Here is a 17,332-nt window from a genome sequence, read left to right on the forward strand (position 1 = left end):
GGGCCCCACTCCTCCCGGCCACTGCCGCCGTGAGGAGGACACCGGGGCGCGCGACCGGTGATCATGGGGCACCATTCCCCACGGTGGGCCGCTCGCGTCGGGTGGTCCGGAAGCCGCCCGTCGTCCCCAGGAGGTGCCCCTCGTGGCCCACAGCGCACAGTCGAGCCCGTCCGGGGCACGGAGCACCACCCGCGCGGAGGAACCCTCCGTCGGCGCCCTGGTCCAGAGCGCCATGGCGGACGTCTCGACGCTGATCCGCAGCGAGATCGAGCTGGCGAAGGCCGAGGTCGGCAGGTCGGCGAAGAAGGCGGGCGTCGGGGCCGGCGCCTTCGGTGCCGCGGCTGCCCTCCTCTTCTTCTCCGGCATCTTCCTGTTCGTCACCATCGCCGAGCTCCTCACCTGGCTCGGCCTGATCCGGTGGGTCTCCTACCTGCTGGTGTGGCTGCTGCTGGTGGTCCTCGCCGGCATCGCCGCGCTGGTGGGCCGCCGGATGATCAAGAAGATCGAGAAGCCGGAGCGCACGATCGAGACGCTGCGCGACCTGCCCGAGGTCGTGCGCCGCGAGGCCCCGGGCCAGCGTCGGCGGGAGGTCCCGACCGTCAGCAACGGCCGCGTACAGCTGCGCGGCAGCGAGAACTACACCGTCTGAGCGGGCGCGCCGCGCCCGCACCGGTGAGCACCCCCGACGAGGAGCGGCCGGACGCGACCAGCGTCCTGCTGCCCGGTCCGTGGACCCACCGCGACCTGTCGGCCAACGGCGTCCGACTGCACGTCGCGGAGGCCGGCGAGGGCCCGCTGGTGCTGCTGCTGCACGGCTTCCCCGAGTTCTGGTGGGCCTGGCGCGCGCAGCTGCCGGCACTCGCCGCGGCCGGCTTCCGCGCCGTCGCACCCGACCTGCGCGGCTACGGCGGCAGCGACAAGCCCCCGCGCGGCTACGACCTGCCGACCGCCGCCGCCGACGTCGCCGCACTGGTCCGCGCGCTGGGTGAGCAGGACGCCGTCGTCGTCGGCCACGACTGGGGCGGCCTGGTGGCCTGGACGATGGCCGCGCTGCACCCGCGCAGCGTCCGCCGGCTGGCGGTGCTCTCCATGGCGCACCCGCGGCAGCTGCGGGCGGCGCTGAAGGACGGCGCGCAGCGGCGGGCGCTGCGCCACGTCCTGGGCTTCCAGCTGCCACGGCTGCCCGAGCGCCGGCTGACCCGCGCCGACGACGACCCGGTGGCCGAGCTCATGCGCCGCTGGGCCGGCCCCGACTGGACCGCGACCGCCGGGTTCGCCGAGGCGGTCTCCCGCTACCGCTCGGCCGCCCGCATCCCGCAGGCCGCCTACGGCTCGATGGAGTACTTCCGCTGGGCCGGCCGCTCCCAGCTGCGCCCCGACGGGCTGCGCTACGCCCGCCGGATGGCCGCACCGGTCACCGCGCCGACCCTGCAGCTGCACGGCGTCCTCGACCCCTGCGTGCTGCCGTCGTCGGCCCGGGGATCGGGCCGCTACGTCGCCGGGGCCTACGAGTGGCGGGAGATGCCCGGCGTCGGGCACTTCCCGCACGAGGAGGTGCCCGAGGAGGTCAACACGGCGCTGGTCGACTGGGCCCGGTGAGAAAGGACCCCGTCCTCCCCACCCCTCGCACGCTCGGGGCGGTTCCCTGGACGGGGCCTCACTCGCACGGGCCCGTGGGGACCTCCGAGGAGGAGGCCTGGCCGGTCACGGCGGCGTCCTCGACCTGCTCGTGGGTGAGCGCGTAACCGGTGAGCGGGTCGTCGATGGCCGAGGCGAAGACCACGCCGAGCACCTGGCCCTCCGGGTCGAACAGCGGGCCGCCGGAGTTGCCGGCGCGCACCTCGCCGTAGAGCGCGTAGACGTCGCGGACCACGGTCTGCTCGTTGCGGAAGTCCGGCCCGCTGATGCCGGTGTGGTCCCGCACCCGCGCCGGCCCGACGAACAGCCCACCGCCGCCGGGGTAGCCCATGATGATCGCGCTGTCGCCGGTGTCGGCCGGCTCCGCCGCGAAGGTCAGCGGGACCTGCGGCAGCCCGGGGACGGCGAGCACCGCGACGTCGGTCTCCTCGTCGACGTACACCGGGACGGCGTCGTACTCCGCGCCCTCCGCGGTGACGACCGGGTCGCTGACGCCGGCGAGCACGTGCGCGTTGGTCATCACGCGCTCCCGCGCGTAGACGAAGCCGGAGCCGTCGATCTGCCGGGAGCACGACGGCGCGACCCCGCTGATCTGCACCACCGAGCCCTCCACGGACCGGACGACCGGGCTGTCCCGCAGGGCCGGGTCCGGCGCGGCGACGTCGGGCACCTCCGTGGGGGTCAGCGGGTCCAGGACGTCGGGCAGCCCGTTGCGGTCGATCGCCTCCCGCAGCGAGTCGTAGACCCCCCGGACGCCGTCCGGGACGGCGCGGTCGACCGCCTGGACCAGCGCCGACTGCTTCACCTGGCTGGAGACCTGGGGGAACGGCGCGTTGGCCAGCGGGGTGGCCACCATCCAGGCGACCAGCAGCACCGCGACCGCCGACAGCACCGCGCCGGCCACCGAGTCGACGATCTCGGCCGGCTGCCAGGTCACGCGGCGGCGCACCGCCCGGCCGATCGCGCCGGCGAGCACCTGCCCCAGCAGCGCCGCGGCGAGGACGACGACCAGCGCCGCGAACACCCGCGTGGTCGCCGTCCCGTCGAGGCGGTCGGCCACCGGCCGGGACAGCTGCGCGCCGAGGACCGCGCCGCCGAAGAAGCCGAAGAACGACGTGGCCGAGACGATCACGCCCTGCCGGAAGCCGGAGAAGGCGAACACCAGGGCCAGGCCGATGAGGACGAGGTCGACGATCGACATGGCGGTGCTCAGCCGCTGACCGTCATGGTGCCGAACTGCCCCAGCTGGGTGTGGAAGCTGCACTCGAAGCCGTAGTCGCCGGGCGCGGTCACCGCGAACTCGATGGTGCGGCTCTCCCCCGGCGCCAGCAGCGAGATCTCCGGCTGGATGGGCGCGGGCCCGTCGCCCGGGGTGAAGCGGAGGTTGTGGGTCGTCTGCTCGGCGACGTTCACCACGGTCAGCCGCACCTCACCCGGCGCGACGGTGAAGGAGTCGGGGGTGAAGACGTAGTCGTCCTGCGTCTGCAGGGTGACCTCCTGGACGCCGTCGGGCGCGGTCGTCACGGTGCCCGGTGCCGGGCCGGACGACGGCGCCGCCTCCTGCTCCGCCGTCCCCCCGCCGCCACACCCGGTGAGCAGGATCACTGCGGCGGCGACCACAGCGGCCTTCGTGCAGGGGCCCGCCGCGAGCCCGCGAGCGGTGGGGGGCAAGGAGGTCCTTTTACCCTTCATCGCGGGGGAACGGTACTTGCCGGAGGGCCGTCGGGTGCGGGGTCGGCCACCGTCGGCGCGGCGGCGTCCTCGTCGTCCACCGGGTCCAGGGTGCCGGGCAGCTGGGGGCGGCGGGCGCCGAGCGGCGGCAGCTGCCGCACGTCGGTGGTGTCCCAGGGGCGGGCCAGCCCGGCGGCCTCGAGGATCGCGTCGAGCAGACCGCCGGTGAAGCCCCAGACGACCATGCCGGCGACGCCGAACGCGGGGCCGACGTAGCCCGACGGGTGGGCGACGCGGAAGCGGTTGGCCGGGTCGGCGAGGTCGGCCAGCGGCACCCGGGCCACCCGGGCCACCTCGCGGGGGTCGCCCACGGTGACGTCGCGCGGGTCGTCCCACCAGCCCACGACCGGCACCACGAGGTTGTCCGAGGGCCCGAGGAACAGCTCCGGCAGCGTGGCGAGCACGCGGACGCCGTCGGGGTCGATGCCGGCCTCCTCCTCGGCCTCCCGCAGCGCCGTGCCCACCGGGTAGTCGTCGTCGGGGTCGGCGCCGCCGCCGGGGAAGGCGGGCTGCCCGGCGTGGGTGCGCAGGTGGGCGGACTTCTCGATCAGCAGGACGTCGGCACCGCGCGGGCCCTCGCCGAACAGGATGAGCACCGCCGAGCGCCGGGCGGTCGCCGTGGGCCGGGGGATCCGGTGGCGCAGCGGCAGGTCGTCGCCCGCGGCGAGCAGCCGGCGCAGGTACTCCGGCAGCGCGGGGTCGGCGGTGGGCGCGTCGGTCACAGCGTCACCCCCAGGTGCTCGGCGACCAGGCCCTCCAGCTCGGCGAGGTCGGCGACCGGCCCCACCTGGACGTGCGCGATCCCGCCGTCGGCGTCGAGGAGGTAGGTGTAGGGCAGCGCGCCCAGGCCCAGCTCGGCCATCAGCTCGCCGTCGGCGTCGAAGGCGCTGGGGAAGCCGGCGCCGGCGTCGGCGGCGAAGGACCCGGCCTGCGGAGCGCCGTCCCTGCTGATGACGCCGACCACCGACAGCCGGTCGCCGCCGGCGTCGGCCAGCTGCTGGACCAGCGGCAGCTCCTCGCGGCAGGGGCCGCACCAGCTGGCCCAGAGGTTCACCACGGTGGGGACGCCGGGGGCGCGGCCGAGGTCCAGCGACCCGCCGCCGGGGCAGGGCAGGTCGAGGGCCGGCAACGTCTCGGCGCCCTCGGCCGGACGGTCGGGTTGCTCTGGGCAGGGCGCCAGCGCTGCGAGCGGGTCGGGCGTCGGGGAGGCCGCCGTGCCGCCCGGCTCGTCCGCGGCGTCCGGGGTGCACCCGGCGAGCGCGAGCCCGAGCGCCAGCACGCCGGCCGCCGTCCTCGTGCTGCGGGCGCTCATTCGGTGTCGGAGGCGGCCGGGGTCTTGACCAGCTTCGTGGCGACCTCCGGGTCGGTCGGTCCGATGCCGTACGACGGGCACCACCGGGCGAGGCCGCACGCGCCGCAGGCCGCCTTCTTGGCGTGGCAGACCCGACGGCCGTGGAAGATCACCCGGTGGCTGAACATCGTCCAGTCACGCTTGGGGATCAGCTCGGCGACCTCGGCCTCGACCTTGACCGGGTCCTCCTCCGCCGTCCAGCCGAACCGGCGGACCAGCCGGCCGAAGTGCGTGTCGACGGTCAGCCCGGGGACGTCGAAGGCGTTGCCCAGGACGACGTTGGCGGTCTTGCGGCCCACGCCGGGCAGGGTGACGAGGTCCTCCATCCGGCCGGGGACCTCGCCGTCGAACCGCTCCAGCAGCGCCCGGGCCAGGCCGAGCACCGAGTTGGCCTTGGCCCGGAAGAAGCCGGTGGGCTTGAGGATCTCCTCGAGCTCCGCGCGGTCGGCACCGGCCAGCGCCCGGGCGTCGGGGTACTTCCCGAACAGCGCCGGGGTGACCCGGTTGACCGTCTTGTCGGTCGTCTGCGCCGAGAGCACCGTGGCCACCAGCAGTTCGAAGGCGTTGGTGAAGTCGAGCTCGCAGTGCGCGTCGGGGTGGATCAGCGCCAGCTCACGGGCCATCCGCCGGGCCCGCCGGGTGCGCGCCAGCGGCGTCTCCTGCGGGTCGAACGGGGAGCCGCCCCGGGCAGCGGCACGGCGGGCGCGCGGCGGGACGGGCCGGGCGTAGGCGGGCGAGGACACGCGGTCGAGGGTAGGCGGGTCGGCTGACAGGGCCCGTGCCATCATCGCGACCGCCGTCGCCGGGCATCCCCCGCGACGCGCCGGGGTACAGCCGGGGTACACAGGAGTGCTCGCGCGGGCCGACCCGTCCGGTCCGCGTCCTGCGACGAGGAGAGAGGAGGAGCCGGTGGTCGCCCTCAGCGTCATCCTGTTCCCACCCCTGGTCATCGCCTTCCTGCTGGTGATGGAGCGCGTCGAGGAGCCGCTGCGCCGGCCGGCCGCCCCCCGCGAGGTGGCCGAGTTCCTCTCCACCGCGAGCGCCGGCGAGGTCGACACGCTGGCCAACTCCGGCATCCGCCGCGCCATGGCCCGCTGGCGGCGTCGCCGGCGGTCGCGGGTGCGCCGCGAGGCCGAGCCGCCCGTCGTCTGAAGAGGGACCCCGTCCTCCCCACCCCTCGCGAGTTCAGGGCGGGACCCGGGGACGGGGACGCGGCGGGACCCTGCAGGACCGGGCTCACCCCTCGGGGTGGCCGCGTGGGCGTCCGATCGGGTGACGATCCGCACAGACCCCTAGACTCACCCCGGGCGGCGCCGCGACGACGCGGCTCGCCGACCGGGCCGGCCGCGTGCCGGTACTCCCAGGTGTGTGTGCGAGAGGACGCGTAGTGGACGAGGTGCTGGCCCAGTCGGGGCTCTTCCAGGGGCTGCCGCAGGAGGCGGTGGACCCGGTCGTGAGCCGCCTGGAGACCGTGACGCTCCCCCGCGGCCGCGTGGTCTTCAACGAGGGCGAGCCGGGCGACAGCCTCTACATCGTCATCTCCGGCAAGATCAAGCTCTCCCGTCGGTCGCCCGACGGCCGCGAGAACGTGCTGGCCGTGATGGGCCCCTCCGACCAGTTCGGTGAGCTGTCGGTCTTCGACCCCGGCCCGCGCACCGCGACGGCCACCGCGGTCACCGACGTCAAGATGGCCCGCATGCCGCAGTCGGTGCTGCGCCCGTGGATCGAGGCGCACCCCGAGGTCGGCGAGCGGCTGCTGCACGTGCTGGCCCGCCGGCTGCGCCGCACCAACGACTCGGTCGCCGACCTGATCTTCACCGACGTCCCGGGCCGGGTCGCCAAGGCGCTGCTGCAGATGGCCGACCGCTTCGGCAGCCGCGAGGGCGAGGGCCTGCGCGTCAAGCACGACCTGACGCAGGAGGAGCTGGCCCAACTGGTCGGCGCCTCCCGCGAGACCGTGAACAAGGCGCTGGCCGACTTCGTGCACCGCGGCTGGATCCAGCTGCAGGGCAAGTCGGTCGTCGTCCTCGACGAGGAGCGCCTGCGCCGCCGCGCGCGGTGACGTCGTCGGCCTACCGGCCGACACCGCGCCCAGGAGCCGTCCCCCGGCAGCGTCGAGCCGCTGCATCGTGCCTGCGCGGACCCCTCCGGGGCCCACTCGGCACGATCAGGACGGCAACGGCACGACCATGCGGATGCGGGTGCCGTCGGGGAGCACCGCCCAGCGGCCGTCGGGTTCGTCGTCGAAGGACGGGCAGATCGGGTGCAGCGGCTCCGGCGGCGACCCGGCCAGGGCGGCGGCCACGTCGGCGAAGGGCTCGAGCTGCCCGAGGGTGTGGATCGTCGGGGGCAGCATGGGCCGGGTGCCGCCGCTCATCTCCGCCAGCGCCGCGGACGGCGTCAGCCAGCTCACCTCGTCGGCCTCACCGGTGACGTGCCGGGCCTCCTGGCCCACCGGCAGCGCCGCGGCGAAGAACTTGGTGTCGTAGCGCCGCGGCTCGGCCGGCGGGGTGATCCAGTGCGCGAACGGCCGCAGCAGGTCCGACCGCAGCACCAGCCCGCGGGCGGCGAGCAGCTCGGCCAGCGACAGCTCCCTGGCCAGCAGGGCCTGGCGCTGCGCCTCCCACTCCTCGCCCGACACGTCCGGGACGACGTCCCCGTCGGCCGCGCCCGCGAGCAGGACGCCGGCCTCCTCGAACGTCTCGCGGACCGCCGCGCAGACCAGCTCGCGCGCGGTCCGCTCGTCGCAGCCGAAGGCGTGCGCCCACTCGGCGGGCGACGGCCCGGCCCACGCGGTCTCGACGTCGCCGTCCCGCGGGTCGACGCCGCCGCCCGGGTAGGCGGTCATCCCGCCGGCGAAGGGCATGCCGCGGGTGCGCCGGAGCAGGTAGACCTCCAGGCCCGGGGCGCCGTCCCGCAACAGCAGCACGGTCGCCGCCTGCTTCGGGTGGGTGGGGGTGGTCATGCCACCACGACGGAGTCGTCGGTTCCGAGCTGCGGGGGTCCGGAGGACCTCCCGGCGAGGGACCGGGATGCGCTCAGCGCAGCCGGCACCGGCACCTGGCCGCGGTGCCGTCCGGAGGACGGCGATGTCATCGCAGCTCGACCGTGAGCTCGACCTCGACGGGAGCGCCCAGCGGGAGCTCGGCCACACCGATGGCGCTGCGCGCGTGCCGGCCGGCCTCGCCGAAGACCCGGCCGAGCAGCTCGCTGGCGCCGTTGACCACCCGGGGCTGGCCGGTGAAGCCCTCGGCGCTGGCCACGTAGCCGACGACCCGGACGACGCGGGCCACCTCGTCCAGCCCCACCAGGTCGTCGACCGCGGCCAGGGCGTTGAGGGCGCACAGCTTGGCGTCGTGGGCGGCGTCCTCGGGGTCGACCGAGCCGCCGACCTTGCCGGTGCGCCGCAGCCCGCCGTCCACGAACGGCAGCTGACCGGACGTGAAGACCAACTGGCCGCTGCGGACCGCCGGGACGTAGGCGGCGACCGGTGCGGCGACCGCGGGCAGCCGGATGCCGAGTTCGGCCAGCCGGGCGTGCCAGCTGGAGGTCTGCGGGCTGGTCATGACCGGCTCAGCCGACGGGGCGCTTGAGGTAGGCCACGGGCTGGTCGGCCCCGCCGGGGCCGGGCAGCACGGTGACCAGCTCCCACCCGTCGACGCCCCACGAGTCGAGGATCGCCTTGGTGTTGTGGATCAGCAGCGGGATGGTGGCGTACTCCCACCTCACGCGGGCCGGTTCGCTCATGGGCGCGACGCTAGCGCAGCGCCTCGGCCTCGTCCCGGGCCCCGCCCTGAGCCTCGGCCCCCTGCAGGGCCCGCCGCGAGCCTGCGCGCGGCGGGGGACAGGGGGTCCTCTTAGGCTCGTGTCCGTGAGTCCGGTCCCCTCCTCCGTGCGCTGCCACGTCGTCACCGGGAAGGGCGGGACCGGGAAGACCACGGTCGCCGCGGCCCTCGCCCTGGCCCTGGCGGCCGACGGCCGCCAGGTCCTGCTCGTCGAGACCGAGGGCCGCCAGGGCATCGCGCAGCTGTTCGACACCCCGCCGCTGCCCTACGAGGAGCGGCGGGTCGCCGTCGCCCGCGGCGGCGGGGAGGTCAGGGCGCTGGCGATCGACGTCGAGGAGGCCCTCCTCGAGTACCTCGAGATGTTCTACAACCTGCGCCGGGCGGGCCGGGCCCTGCGCCGGGTGGGCGCCGTCGACTTCGCCACGACGATCGCCCCGGGCCTGCGGGACGTGCTGCTCACCGGCAAGGTCAAGGAGGCGGTGACCCGCCGCCACGACGGCCGCCCGGTCTACGACGCCGTCGTCGTCGACGCACCGCCGACCGGCCGCATCACCCGCTTCCTCAACGTCACCGGCGAGATGGCCGGGCTGACCCGCTCGGGGCCGATCAAGACGCAGAGCGACGGCGTGATGGCCGTGCTCAAGTCGCCGCAGACGGCGGTGCACCTGGTGACGCTGCTCGAGGACATGCCGGTCCAGGAGACCGCCGACGCCATCGCCGAGCTCACCGCCGTCGGGCTGCCCGTGGGCTCGGTCGTGGTGAACATGGCCGCCGAGCCGGCGCTGCCGGAGCCGGCGCTCTCCCGCGCCGCCGGGAGCGGCCTGACCGGCGCCGACCTGGCGCCGGGGCTGGCCGCGGCGGGCCTGCAGGACGTCGCGGGGCTGGCCGACGCGCTGGCCGCGGAGGCGACCGAGCACGCCCGGCGCTGGGCCGCCCAGGACGAGCTGCGTGACGAGGTCGAGGCACTCGGCCGCCCGACCGTCGAGCTGCCGCTGCTGCCCGGCCCCATCGACCTCGGTGCGCTGTTCGAGCTCGCCGGCCGACTCGAGCAGCACCTGCGGACCGAGGTGGCGGCATGACGCAGACGACCGAGCGCACCCGGCGGCACCCGCGCCCGCCCGCACCGGCCGCGCCGGAGGCCCTGCCGCTCGAGCTCGCCGAGCTGGTCACCGACCCCGGCACCCGGATCGTCGTCTGCTGCGGCGCCGGCGGCGTGGGCAAGACGACGACGTCGGCGGCGCTGGCGCTGGCCGCGGCGGAGGCCGGCCGCACCGTCGTCGTCCTCACCATCGACCCGGCGCGCCGGCTGGCCCAGTCGCTGGGCCTGGTGGAGCTGGACAACGAGCCGCGGCGGGTCGACGTCCCGGAGGCCCGGGGCGAGCTGCACGCGATGATGCTGGACATGAAGCGCACGTTCGACGACATCGTCGTGGCGCACTCCACCCCCGAGCGGGCGCAGCAGATCCTCGAGAACCCCTTCTACCAGACGCTGTCCTCGTCCTTCGCCGGGACGCAGGAGTACATGGCGATGGAGAAGCTGGGCCAGCTGCGGGCCGGGGACCGCTGGGACCTCATCGTCGTCGACACCCCGCCGTCGCGGTCGGCGCTGGACTTCCTCGACGCGCCGAACCGGATGAGCCGCTTCCTCGACGGCACGATGATCCGGCTGCTCACCGCCCCGAGCCGGACCGGCTTCAGGATCGCCAGCGCCAGCTTCGTGTTCTTCAGCCGGATCATCTCCAAGATCCTCGGCGGCCAGCTGCTGCGCGACATCTCCTCCTTCGTCGCGGCGCTGGACACCATGTTCGGCGGCTTCCGGGAGCGGGCGACCGCCACCTACGAGCTGCTGCGCCGGCCGGGCACCTGGTTCCTCGTCGTCGCGACGCCGGAGCCCGACGCGCTGCGAGAGGCCTCCTACTTCGTCGACCGGCTGTCGGCCGAGCAGATGCCGCTGGCCGGGCTGGTGCTCAACCGCACCCACCCGCCGACGACGACGGCGCTGTCGGCCACGCGCGCCGAGGGGGCCGCCGAGGAGGTCCTCGAGGCCGGCGCTGCGGACGCCGAGCTGGCCGCCGGGGCACTGCGGGTGCACGCCGAGCGGATGGCGCAGGCCACCCGTGAGCAGCACCTGGCCGACCGCTTCACCAGCGCCCACCCGGAGGTCGCCGTTCGCACCGTCCCGGCCGCCGCCGGCGACGTGCACGACCTCGACGGGCTGCGCGGCATGGCCGACGCGCTGACCGGCCCGGACGGCGACACGCCGACGGGCGTGCCGCGGCGACGGATCCTGCCCGCGCGCCGTCGCTGAGCGCGGACGCCCGGGAGCCGTCAGCCACGTACATTGGCGCCCGATGTCTGCCGACGCCCCCGATCGCGCCCGGGTCCTGGCGAAGCTCGCCGCGACGATCGTCCTCGCCGGTGCCCTGGTCGCCGGAATGCTGCTGCCGTTCGTGGGCGGCACAGGTCTCGCCGCACGCAACTCCGCCTCGCTGCTCGACGCCCTGCCGGTCGAGCTGACCGACGAGACGCCGGCGGGCAACACCCGCGTGCTGGCGGCCGACGGGTCGCTGATCACGATGTTCTACCGGGACAACCGGGAGCCGGTGGCCTCCGACCGGATCGCCCCGGTGATGAAGCAGGCGCTGGTCGCGATCGAGGACTCCCGCTTCGACGAGCACAACGGCCTCGACGTGCAGGGCACGCTGCGGGCGCTGGCCACCAACGTGGCGGCCGGGTCGGTGCGGGAGGGCGGCTCGACGCTCACCCAGCAGCTGGTGAAGCAGACCCTCGCGCAGACCGCCGACACCGCCGAGGAGCGGCAGGCGGCCACCGAGGAGAGCGTGGGCCGCAAGCTGCGGGAGGCCCGGATGGCCCTCGCCCTGGAGGAGGAGTACTCCAAGGACGAGATCCTCACCCGCTACCTGAACCTCGTGTACTTCGGGCAGGGCGCCTACGGCGTGCAGGCCGCGGCGCAGCGCTACTTCAGCGTCGACGCCGCCGACCTGACCCTGCCGCAGGCGGCCATGCTCGCCGGCCTGGTGCAGAGCCCGTCCAACGACGACCCGGTCACCAACCCGGAGAACGCGTTCGACCGCCGCAACCAGGTGCTGCAGCGGATGCTGGACGTCGGTGTGATCGACCAGGCCCAGTTCGCCGAGGTCTCGGCCCAGCCGGTGCAGGTGGCCCAGGGCGCCGCCCCGCCCAACGGCTGCATCGACGCCACCGTCGGCGGCTTCTTCTGCGCCTACGTGGCCGACTACCTCACCGGCACGCTGGGCCTGAGCCAGGAGCTCATCGACAGGGGCGGCCTGACGATCCAGACGACGCTGCGGCCGGACCTGCAGCGCTCCGGTGACCAGGCCGTCCTGGGCGAGCTGGCCATGGGTGACTCGCTGGCCGGCACGTTCACCGCCGTCGAGCCGGGGACCGGGCACGTGCTGGCGATGAGCGCCAACCGCCGCTTCGGCTGCGACGGCCCCGAGTGCGAGTCGGTGAACCTCAACGTCGTCCCCGGGCAGGGCTCCGGCTCCACCTACAAGGTCTTCACCGCGGCCGCCGCGCTCGAGCAGGGCTTCCCGGTCTCGCACGTCATCACGGCGAGCGAGCCCTACGTCTCGCGCGTGTACAAGGACGGCGCGGGGCGCTACGACGTCGAGAACGTCGGCAACAGCTACCCGCGGACGCTGTCGATGTCCGAGGCCCTGGTGCGCTCGTCCAACACGTACTTCCTGGCCCTCGAGGACCAGCTGGGCAGCGTGGAGGGCCCGGTGCGCATGGCCGAGCGGATGGGCCTGTTCCAGTTCAGCGACCCCGGCCTGCCGCAGCAGATCATCGACGAGAACCGCGGGTCGTTCACCTTCGGGCCCGAGTCGACCAGCCCCCTGGCCCTGGCCAGCGCCTACTCCACGCTGGCGGCCAACGGCACCCAGTGCGACCCGACGCCCGTGACGGCGGTGCTCGACCGCAACGGCGAGCCGCTCACCGGCGAGGACGGCCGGCCGGTCGTCGGCGGCGACACGTGCACGACCGATGCGATCCCGGCCGAGGTCGCGACGACCCTCAACCAGGTGCTCGTCGGGGACACCGAGTCGCCGTTCGGCACCGGCCGCAACGCCGCCATCCCCGGGCACCGGATCGCCGGCAAGACGGGGACCAGCCAGGACAACCTCTCGGTGGCCTTCGTGGGCTACACCCCGCAGTACACGGCCAGCGTGATGGTCTACAACCCCAAGGAGCGCGAGCAGGTCCGCGGCTTCGGCGGTGGCATGCCGGCGACGATCTTCTACCACGCGATGGCGCCGATCCTGGCCGGGCAGCCGGCGGTGCCGTTCACCGCACCGGCCCCGGAGTCGGCGCCCGCGGCTCCGGCAGCAACCCGGACGGCGCCGGACGCCGCGGCCACGCCGTCCCCCGCGCCCGCCGAACCCACCGAGGCAGCGCCGGCCGACCCGGCCGCGCAGCCGGCCACCCCGGTCGACCCGGCGGCCGGAGCCGGCGGCACCGGCGGGGACCGCGACGGCGAGGACGACGACGGCGCCGACGGCTGAGCCGATCCCGCCGGTGGTGGCGCCCGGACGAGGGGCGCGCGGCCGGCGGGGTCACCTCCCGCGACGTTCCCTGCCCGTGTCCGGGGGACGGCGCCGGACGGCGGGGACGCCCTGCCGGAGGAGGTCGGCCAGGACCCCCTCGGCCATCCGTCTGCGGGCGTCGGCGCGTTCCCGCAGCACCGCGGCGAGGTGGGGGCTGGCGCACCGCCCGGCCCGGGCCTCCAGCACGTTGGCGGTCTCCACGCAGAGGGCGTACCGGCGCAGCAGGTCGAGCAACTCCCGGCGGGACTCGAACGACGGCCGGGGCGGCACCGCCCCCCCGCCGGTTTCTCCGGAGAGCCGGGACGGGCTGCTGCCGACGGCGCCGCGCACGGTCACGGTCGCCACCTCCTCGCGATCGACGGTGGTCTGTCGCAGAGGAGGACGCGCCCGGCGTCCGGGGATGACGCGGGCCGTGTCGTTCAGGAGCCCGGGCCGCGCCGCGCCATGTCGTAGCTGGCCAGCACCTCGACGAGGAAGTCCGACGCCGACCGGGCGATGAGGGGCACCTCGGCGGCCGGGCTGTCCCGGAGCACCTCGGCGAGGACGTCGTGGTGGACCTGGACGACCTCGAGGGGGCTGCGGCCGTCGGCCAGGGCACCGCGCCCCAGCTGGTAGCCGCTGTGCAGCGCGGACTCCTCGCGCCGCGACAGGTACCGCAGGAACGCGGCCCGGTAGTCGCGGAGCAGGGTCTCCCGTGCCGTCACGTGCGCGGCGCCGGCGGTGCCGCGAGGCAGCTGTCCAGCTCGGCCAGGCCCTCCTCCAGGTCGAGTGCGGTGACCACCCGGCCGGTGTCCATGCCGAGCTCCACCATGGCGAACGCGACGTCCGGCTGGATCCCGACGATCACGGTCACCGCCCCACGCAGCCGGGCCATCTCGCCGATGTCGCGCAGCGTCCGGGACGCGAAGGAGTCCAGGACGTCGAGGGCGGCCACGTCGATGACGACCCCCCGCGCGCGGTCGGAGCCGATCCGTTCCACCAGGTCCTGCTGGAACCGCACCAGCTGCGAGTCGTCCAGGGCGGTGTGGATCGACGCGATCAGGTACGGGCCCTGCCGCAGGATGGAGAACAGCCGCGGGCCACCGTTCACGGCCCACCGTTCCCGTCGTCGCGGGACACCGCGTACCCCAGCAACCGCTCGGCCTCCTCGAGGCCGCCCTGCAGGTCGCCGATGGTGTTCATCTTCGACAGGTCGACGCCGATGGTGACCAGCGTCTGGGCGATCTCCGGGGAGAGCCCGGTGATGATCACGCTGGCGCCCATCAGCCGCGAGGCGTCGACCGTCCGCACCAGGTGGTTGGCGACGGACTCGTCGACGTCCGGGACGCCGGTGATGTCGACGACGACCACCTTCGCCCGGTGCGTGCGGATGCCCCCGAGCAGCTGCACGGTCAGCTGCCGCGCGCGCTCCCGGTCGAGCACCCCGATGATCGGCAGGATCAGCAGCCGCTCGCGGACCGGCAGCACCGGCGTCGACAGCTCGCGGATGGAGTCCTGCTGCTGTCGGATGACCCGCTCGCGCTCCTCGACGAAGCTGACGGCCACGGTGTTGGCGATCCGGTTGGCGGCCGGCTCGTAGGCGTCGAGCACCCGGTTGAGCAACGCGAAGTCGCGCTGGTACTTCTCGAACAGCGACCTGGCCAGCACGTCGCGCAGCAGGAGCACGATGCCGACGACCTCGTGGGTCTCCACGCCGCGCGGGATGATCCGCTCGGACAGGTCACGGGCGTAGTGCTGCAGCGCCTCCACGCTGCCGGTCTCCAGGACCTCGACGTAGTTGTCGTAGACGAGCGTGGTCTCGGCGGACATCTCCTGGGCGGTCATCGCCTGCAGGAGGTGGGCCTCCTGGATGCGGCCGACCCACTCCTGGCGCAGGCGGGTGCGGTGCTCGCGCAGGTGGGCCACCAGCTGCGGGAGGAGCGCCTCCCCGTCGAGCTCGTGCCTGACGTCCGTGGGAGCCACGGTCGCGCTCGGGTCCTCGTGCCTGGTCATCCCTCTCCCCGCCACTTCGTCATCGTCACCGTGGTGCCGCGGCCGGTCTCGGAGACCACCGCGAACTCGTCCATCAGCCGTCGGGCGCCCGGCAGCCCCAGGCCGAGCCCGTGGTAGGTGCTGTAGCCGTCCTGCAGCGCCTGGTCGACGTCGGGGATCCCCGGGCCCGCGTCGCGGGCGACGATGGAGATGCCCCTCCGCGGCTCCTGCAGCTCCGTCACGACGACCTCGCCGGAGTCCGCGAACCGCACGATGTTGCGGGTGATCTCCGACACCGCCGTCGCGATCAGCGTGACGTCGGTGGTCGAGAAGCCCAGCCGGGTGGCGACCTCACGAGCGGCCTGCCGGGCGGCGACGACGTCGGCGTCGGTGCGCACGGCGACCCGCACGGCGTCGTCCCGGGACCGCCCGCGTCCCACCAGGGGCTCGGAGAGCCGCGCGCACAGGCCGCACTCCAGCAGGTGGCGGGCGGCGTCGACCTCGCGCTGGCGACGGCGGTCGCCGCTGGAGATGGCCAGCAGCACCGGCCGGCAGCGCTCCGTCGGTGGCTCCACCCGCTCGGAGACGAGGAGGTACTCCACCCGCAGCCGGGCGCGGGTGCGGTTGAGCTGGGCGGCCACCGCACCGGCGGTGGACCCCAGCTCGGCGGCCAGGGACCGGGTGTCCTGACCGGAGACCTCGTGGGCGAGCAGCGTCGCCCGCTCGCGGTCGGACAGCCGGGTCAGGGCCTCCGCGACGGCGGCGCGGTCCTCGCGGGCGAGGACGTCCTCGTCCGGCGCCTCGGGGGGCCGCAGGTCGACGACGCGGTGCTGGTGCCGCCGCTGCCGGTCCTGGTCCCGCCACATCGAGGTGACGACGTTGCGCGCCGTCACGATCGCGTAGGGCTCGAGCATCCCCGGCTCCACCCGGCCGGCGGCGGCGAGGACCCGGGTCAGGGTCTCCTGGACCAGGTCGTCGGCGGTCGCCGGGTCGGGGACGCGGGACGCCACGATCCGGCGGACGAGCGGGATCAGCGCTGCGACGTCCGCAGACCCGCAGTCACCTCCCGGGCTCCCCACCGGCTCGACCGCCGCCACCCGCGAGACGGTACGCCCGGGGGTCCCCCGTCGGCGCGTCGAACGGACAGTCCTCGGACGCCTCCCCCCCTCGTGCATGACGCGGATCCGGAGGTCGCATCGGCCGGTCCCGACGACGTGCTGGGACGCACGACGCACGCCCGAGCAGGGACGACACCGGGACGGCGACCGGGAGGAGCGGCCCGGCAGCGCTCGTCACCCCCGCAGGGGAGCGGCGTCTCCATCCGTGCAGGGCCGTACTCCTCCGGCGCGAGGCGCCGGGACGGCACACGAGCAAGGAGGCTCCACGTGATCAGCACATGGGCACGCAAGGCCGTCGTCCCGGTGTTCGCCGGCGCCGCGGTGATCGCCGCTGCGACGCCTGCTGCGGCGCAGCCGAACCAGCAGGACGGACTCATCAACGTCAACGTGGGGGACGTGACGATCCTCGAGGACGTCAACATCGGGGTCGCGGCCCAGGTGGCGGCCCAGATCTGCGGTGTCAGCGTCGGGCCCGTCGCCGTCCTCGGCCGGGCCGTGGACCGCAGCGGTGACACCCGGACCGTCTGCGAGAGCGACCAGGGACCGGTCACCCTCAGGCAGAACTGAGAACCCGGCCGGCGGACCCCTGACCCCGGTCCGCCGGCCGGCCCGGCCGGCGCTCCCCGGCCCCGTCCCGAGGCTCGCCCCGAGCTCGCGAGGGGTGAGGAGGACGGGGTCCTTCCTCAGCCCAGCTGGCGGCGCACCTCGGCGGCCACCCGGCCACCCTCGGCCCGGCCGGCGACCTCCTCCTGCACCGCGCCCATGACCCGGCCCATGTCCTTCATGCCGCTGGCGCCGGTGCGGGTGACCACGTCGGCGACCAGTGCGGCGAGGTCGGCGTCCTCCAGCTGCGCGGGCAGGTAGGCGGCGACCACGTCGCCCTCCGCCCGCTCCCGGTCGGCCTGCTCGGTGCGGCCGGCGGTGGCGAAGGCGTCGGCGGCCTCCCGGCGCTTCTTGGCCTCGCGGCGCAGCACCGCCTGCACCTCGTCGTCGCTGAGCTCGCGGGCCTCCTTGCCCGCCACCTCCTCCGCGCTGACCGCGGCGAGCACCATCCGCAGCGTGGCGGTGCGCAGCTCGTCGCGGGACTTCATCGCGGTGGTCAGGTCGGCGCGCAGCTGTTCCTTGAGGTCGGACACGGGCGCCAGCCTC

General features: G+C 75.0%; 22 protein-coding genes. 8 read left to right on the top strand and 14 right to left on the bottom strand.

The features are described from left to right. The first annotated feature begins 142 nt into the window (after positions 1–142). Positions 143–649 carry a phage holin family protein gene (locus BLS21_RS13230; protein WP_091218917.1) on the top strand — a complete coding sequence of 169 codons (507 nt, stop codon included), beginning with the start codon at positions 143–145 and terminating at the stop codon, positions 647–649. A gap of 23 nt (positions 650–672) precedes the next feature. Next, positions 673–1,599 (top strand): alpha/beta fold hydrolase, encoded by a 927-nt coding sequence (locus BLS21_RS13235; RefSeq protein WP_091218920.1) that lies wholly within the window; start codon positions 673–675, stop codon positions 1,597–1,599. Between the two features lie 58 nt (positions 1,600–1,657). On the opposite strand, the gene BLS21_RS13240 is transcribed toward BLS21_RS13235, so the two are convergent. The 5 genes from BLS21_RS13240 to nth form a co-directional block, all read right to left on the bottom strand. Next, positions 1,658–2,839, bottom strand: a complete 1,182-nt coding sequence (locus BLS21_RS13240; RefSeq protein ID WP_091218923.1) for a MarP family serine protease — start codon at positions 2,837–2,839, stop codon at positions 1,658–1,660. 8 nt (positions 2,840–2,847) lie between these two features. Continuing rightward, positions 2,848–3,258: a plastocyanin/azurin family copper-binding protein gene (locus BLS21_RS13245; RefSeq protein ID WP_245700389.1), complete on the bottom strand. Its 411-nt coding sequence runs from the start codon at positions 3,256–3,258 to the stop codon at positions 2,848–2,850. A 68-nt stretch (positions 3,259–3,326) separates the two neighbouring features. After that, complete coding sequence (locus BLS21_RS13250; protein ID WP_091218928.1) at positions 3,327–4,091, bottom strand: NUDIX hydrolase; 765 nt, start codon at positions 4,089–4,091, stop codon at positions 3,327–3,329. Beyond that, positions 4,088–4,681, bottom strand: a complete 594-nt coding sequence (locus tag BLS21_RS13255; protein ID WP_091218931.1) for a TlpA family protein disulfide reductase — start codon at positions 4,679–4,681, stop codon at positions 4,088–4,090. Before BLS21_RS13255 ends, BLS21_RS13250 begins: the two co-directional genes overlap by 4 nt. After that, on the bottom strand, positions 4,678–5,463 hold the full coding sequence (nth, locus tag BLS21_RS13260) for an endonuclease III (RefSeq protein ID WP_245700390.1): 786 nt from the start codon (positions 5,461–5,463) through the stop codon (positions 4,678–4,680). The genes BLS21_RS13255 and nth overlap by 4 nt, the downstream gene beginning before the upstream one ends. A 166-nt stretch (positions 5,464–5,629) precedes the next feature. Here nth and BLS21_RS13265 point away from each other — a divergent pair, with 166 nt between their 5' ends. Together BLS21_RS13265 and BLS21_RS13270 are read left to right on the top strand one after the other, a co-directional pair. Then, a complete protein-coding gene (locus BLS21_RS13265; protein WP_091218937.1) occupies positions 5,630–5,872 on the top strand; it encodes a hypothetical protein in 243 nt (80 codons plus the stop codon). 235 nt (positions 5,873–6,107) lie between these two features. Beyond that, positions 6,108–6,782: a Crp/Fnr family transcriptional regulator gene (locus tag BLS21_RS13270; protein WP_091218940.1), complete on the top strand. Its 675-nt coding sequence runs from the start codon at positions 6,108–6,110 to the stop codon at positions 6,780–6,782. A gap of 105 nt (positions 6,783–6,887) precedes the next feature. Here BLS21_RS13270 and BLS21_RS13275 read toward each other — a convergent pair whose 3' ends face one another. The 3 genes from BLS21_RS13275 to sp36 form a co-directional block, all read right to left on the bottom strand. Next, positions 6,888–7,685: an NUDIX hydrolase gene (locus BLS21_RS13275; protein WP_091218944.1), complete on the bottom strand. Its 798-nt coding sequence runs from the start codon at positions 7,683–7,685 to the stop codon at positions 6,888–6,890. 127 nt (positions 7,686–7,812) lie between these two features. Beyond that, the gene (locus tag BLS21_RS13280) at positions 7,813–8,286 is read right to left on the bottom strand and encodes a RidA family protein (protein ID WP_091218946.1); all 474 of its coding nucleotides are present in this window, start codon (positions 8,284–8,286) and stop codon (positions 7,813–7,815) included. Positions 8,287–8,293: 7 nt separating this feature from the next. Further along, complete coding sequence (gene sp36 / locus BLS21_RS25160; protein WP_091218948.1) at positions 8,294–8,467, bottom strand: Sp36 family protein; 174 nt, start codon at positions 8,465–8,467, stop codon at positions 8,294–8,296. Positions 8,468–8,591: 124 nt separating this feature from the next. Here sp36 and bagA point away from each other — a divergent pair, with 124 nt between their 5' ends. Genes bagA through BLS21_RS13300 form a run of 3 tightly spaced genes read left to right on the top strand, consistent with a single transcriptional unit; the run spans position 8,592 to position 13,052 of the window. Continuing rightward, a complete protein-coding gene (gene bagA / locus BLS21_RS13290; RefSeq protein WP_091219209.1) occupies positions 8,592–9,584 on the top strand; it encodes an ATPase BagA in 993 nt (330 codons plus the stop codon). Continuing rightward, on the top strand, positions 9,581–10,813 hold the full coding sequence (gene bagB, locus BLS21_RS13295) for an ATPase BagB (protein WP_175479559.1): 1,233 nt from the start codon (positions 9,581–9,583) through the stop codon (positions 10,811–10,813). Before bagA ends, bagB begins: the two co-directional genes overlap by 4 nt. Positions 10,814–10,856: 43 nt before the next feature. After that, entirely contained in the window at positions 10,857–13,052 is a 2,196-nt protein-coding gene (locus tag BLS21_RS13300; RefSeq protein ID WP_091218950.1) for a transglycosylase domain-containing protein, read from the top strand. Between the two features lie 51 nt (positions 13,053–13,103). Here the strand turns inward: BLS21_RS13300 and BLS21_RS13305 are convergent, their stop codons facing one another. The 5 genes from BLS21_RS13305 to BLS21_RS13325 form a co-directional block, all read right to left on the bottom strand. Beyond that, positions 13,104–13,430: a hypothetical protein gene (locus tag BLS21_RS13305; protein ID WP_091218953.1), complete on the bottom strand. Its 327-nt coding sequence runs from the start codon at positions 13,428–13,430 to the stop codon at positions 13,104–13,106. Positions 13,431–13,513: 83 nt separating this feature from the next. Then, entirely contained in the window at positions 13,514–13,798 is a 285-nt protein-coding gene (locus tag BLS21_RS13310) for a phosphatase RsbU N-terminal domain-containing protein (protein WP_175479560.1), read from the bottom strand. Further along, positions 13,795–14,184 (bottom strand): STAS domain-containing protein, encoded by a 390-nt coding sequence (locus BLS21_RS13315; RefSeq protein ID WP_091218956.1) that lies wholly within the window; start codon positions 14,182–14,184, stop codon positions 13,795–13,797. Before BLS21_RS13315 ends, BLS21_RS13310 begins: the two co-directional genes overlap by 4 nt. Next, complete coding sequence (locus BLS21_RS13320; RefSeq protein ID WP_245700391.1) at positions 14,181–15,086, bottom strand: STAS domain-containing protein; 906 nt, start codon at positions 15,084–15,086, stop codon at positions 14,181–14,183. Before BLS21_RS13320 ends, BLS21_RS13315 begins: the two co-directional genes overlap by 4 nt. Beyond that, positions 15,083–16,162, bottom strand: coding sequence for a sigma-70 family RNA polymerase sigma factor (locus BLS21_RS13325; protein ID WP_245700392.1), 1,080 nt, complete (start codon positions 16,160–16,162; stop codon positions 15,083–15,085). Before BLS21_RS13325 ends, BLS21_RS13320 begins: the two co-directional genes overlap by 4 nt. A gap of 288 nt (positions 16,163–16,450) precedes the next feature. Between BLS21_RS13325 and BLS21_RS13330 the strand changes: the two genes are divergently transcribed. Then, positions 16,451–16,750 (top strand): hypothetical protein, encoded by a 300-nt coding sequence (locus BLS21_RS13330; protein WP_091218962.1) that lies wholly within the window; start codon positions 16,451–16,453, stop codon positions 16,748–16,750. A gap of 116 nt (positions 16,751–16,866) precedes the next feature. Here BLS21_RS13330 and BLS21_RS13335 read toward each other — a convergent pair whose 3' ends face one another. Next, positions 16,867–17,319 carry a GatB/YqeY domain-containing protein gene (locus BLS21_RS13335; RefSeq protein WP_091218964.1) on the bottom strand — a complete coding sequence of 151 codons (453 nt, stop codon included), beginning with the start codon at positions 17,317–17,319 and terminating at the stop codon, positions 16,867–16,869. Positions 17,320–17,332 lie beyond the last annotated feature (13 nt).

This window comes from Geodermatophilus siccatus, assembly GCF_900103785.1.
Taxonomy (GTDB): Bacteria; Actinomycetota; Actinomycetes; order Mycobacteriales; family Geodermatophilaceae; genus Geodermatophilus; species Geodermatophilus siccatus.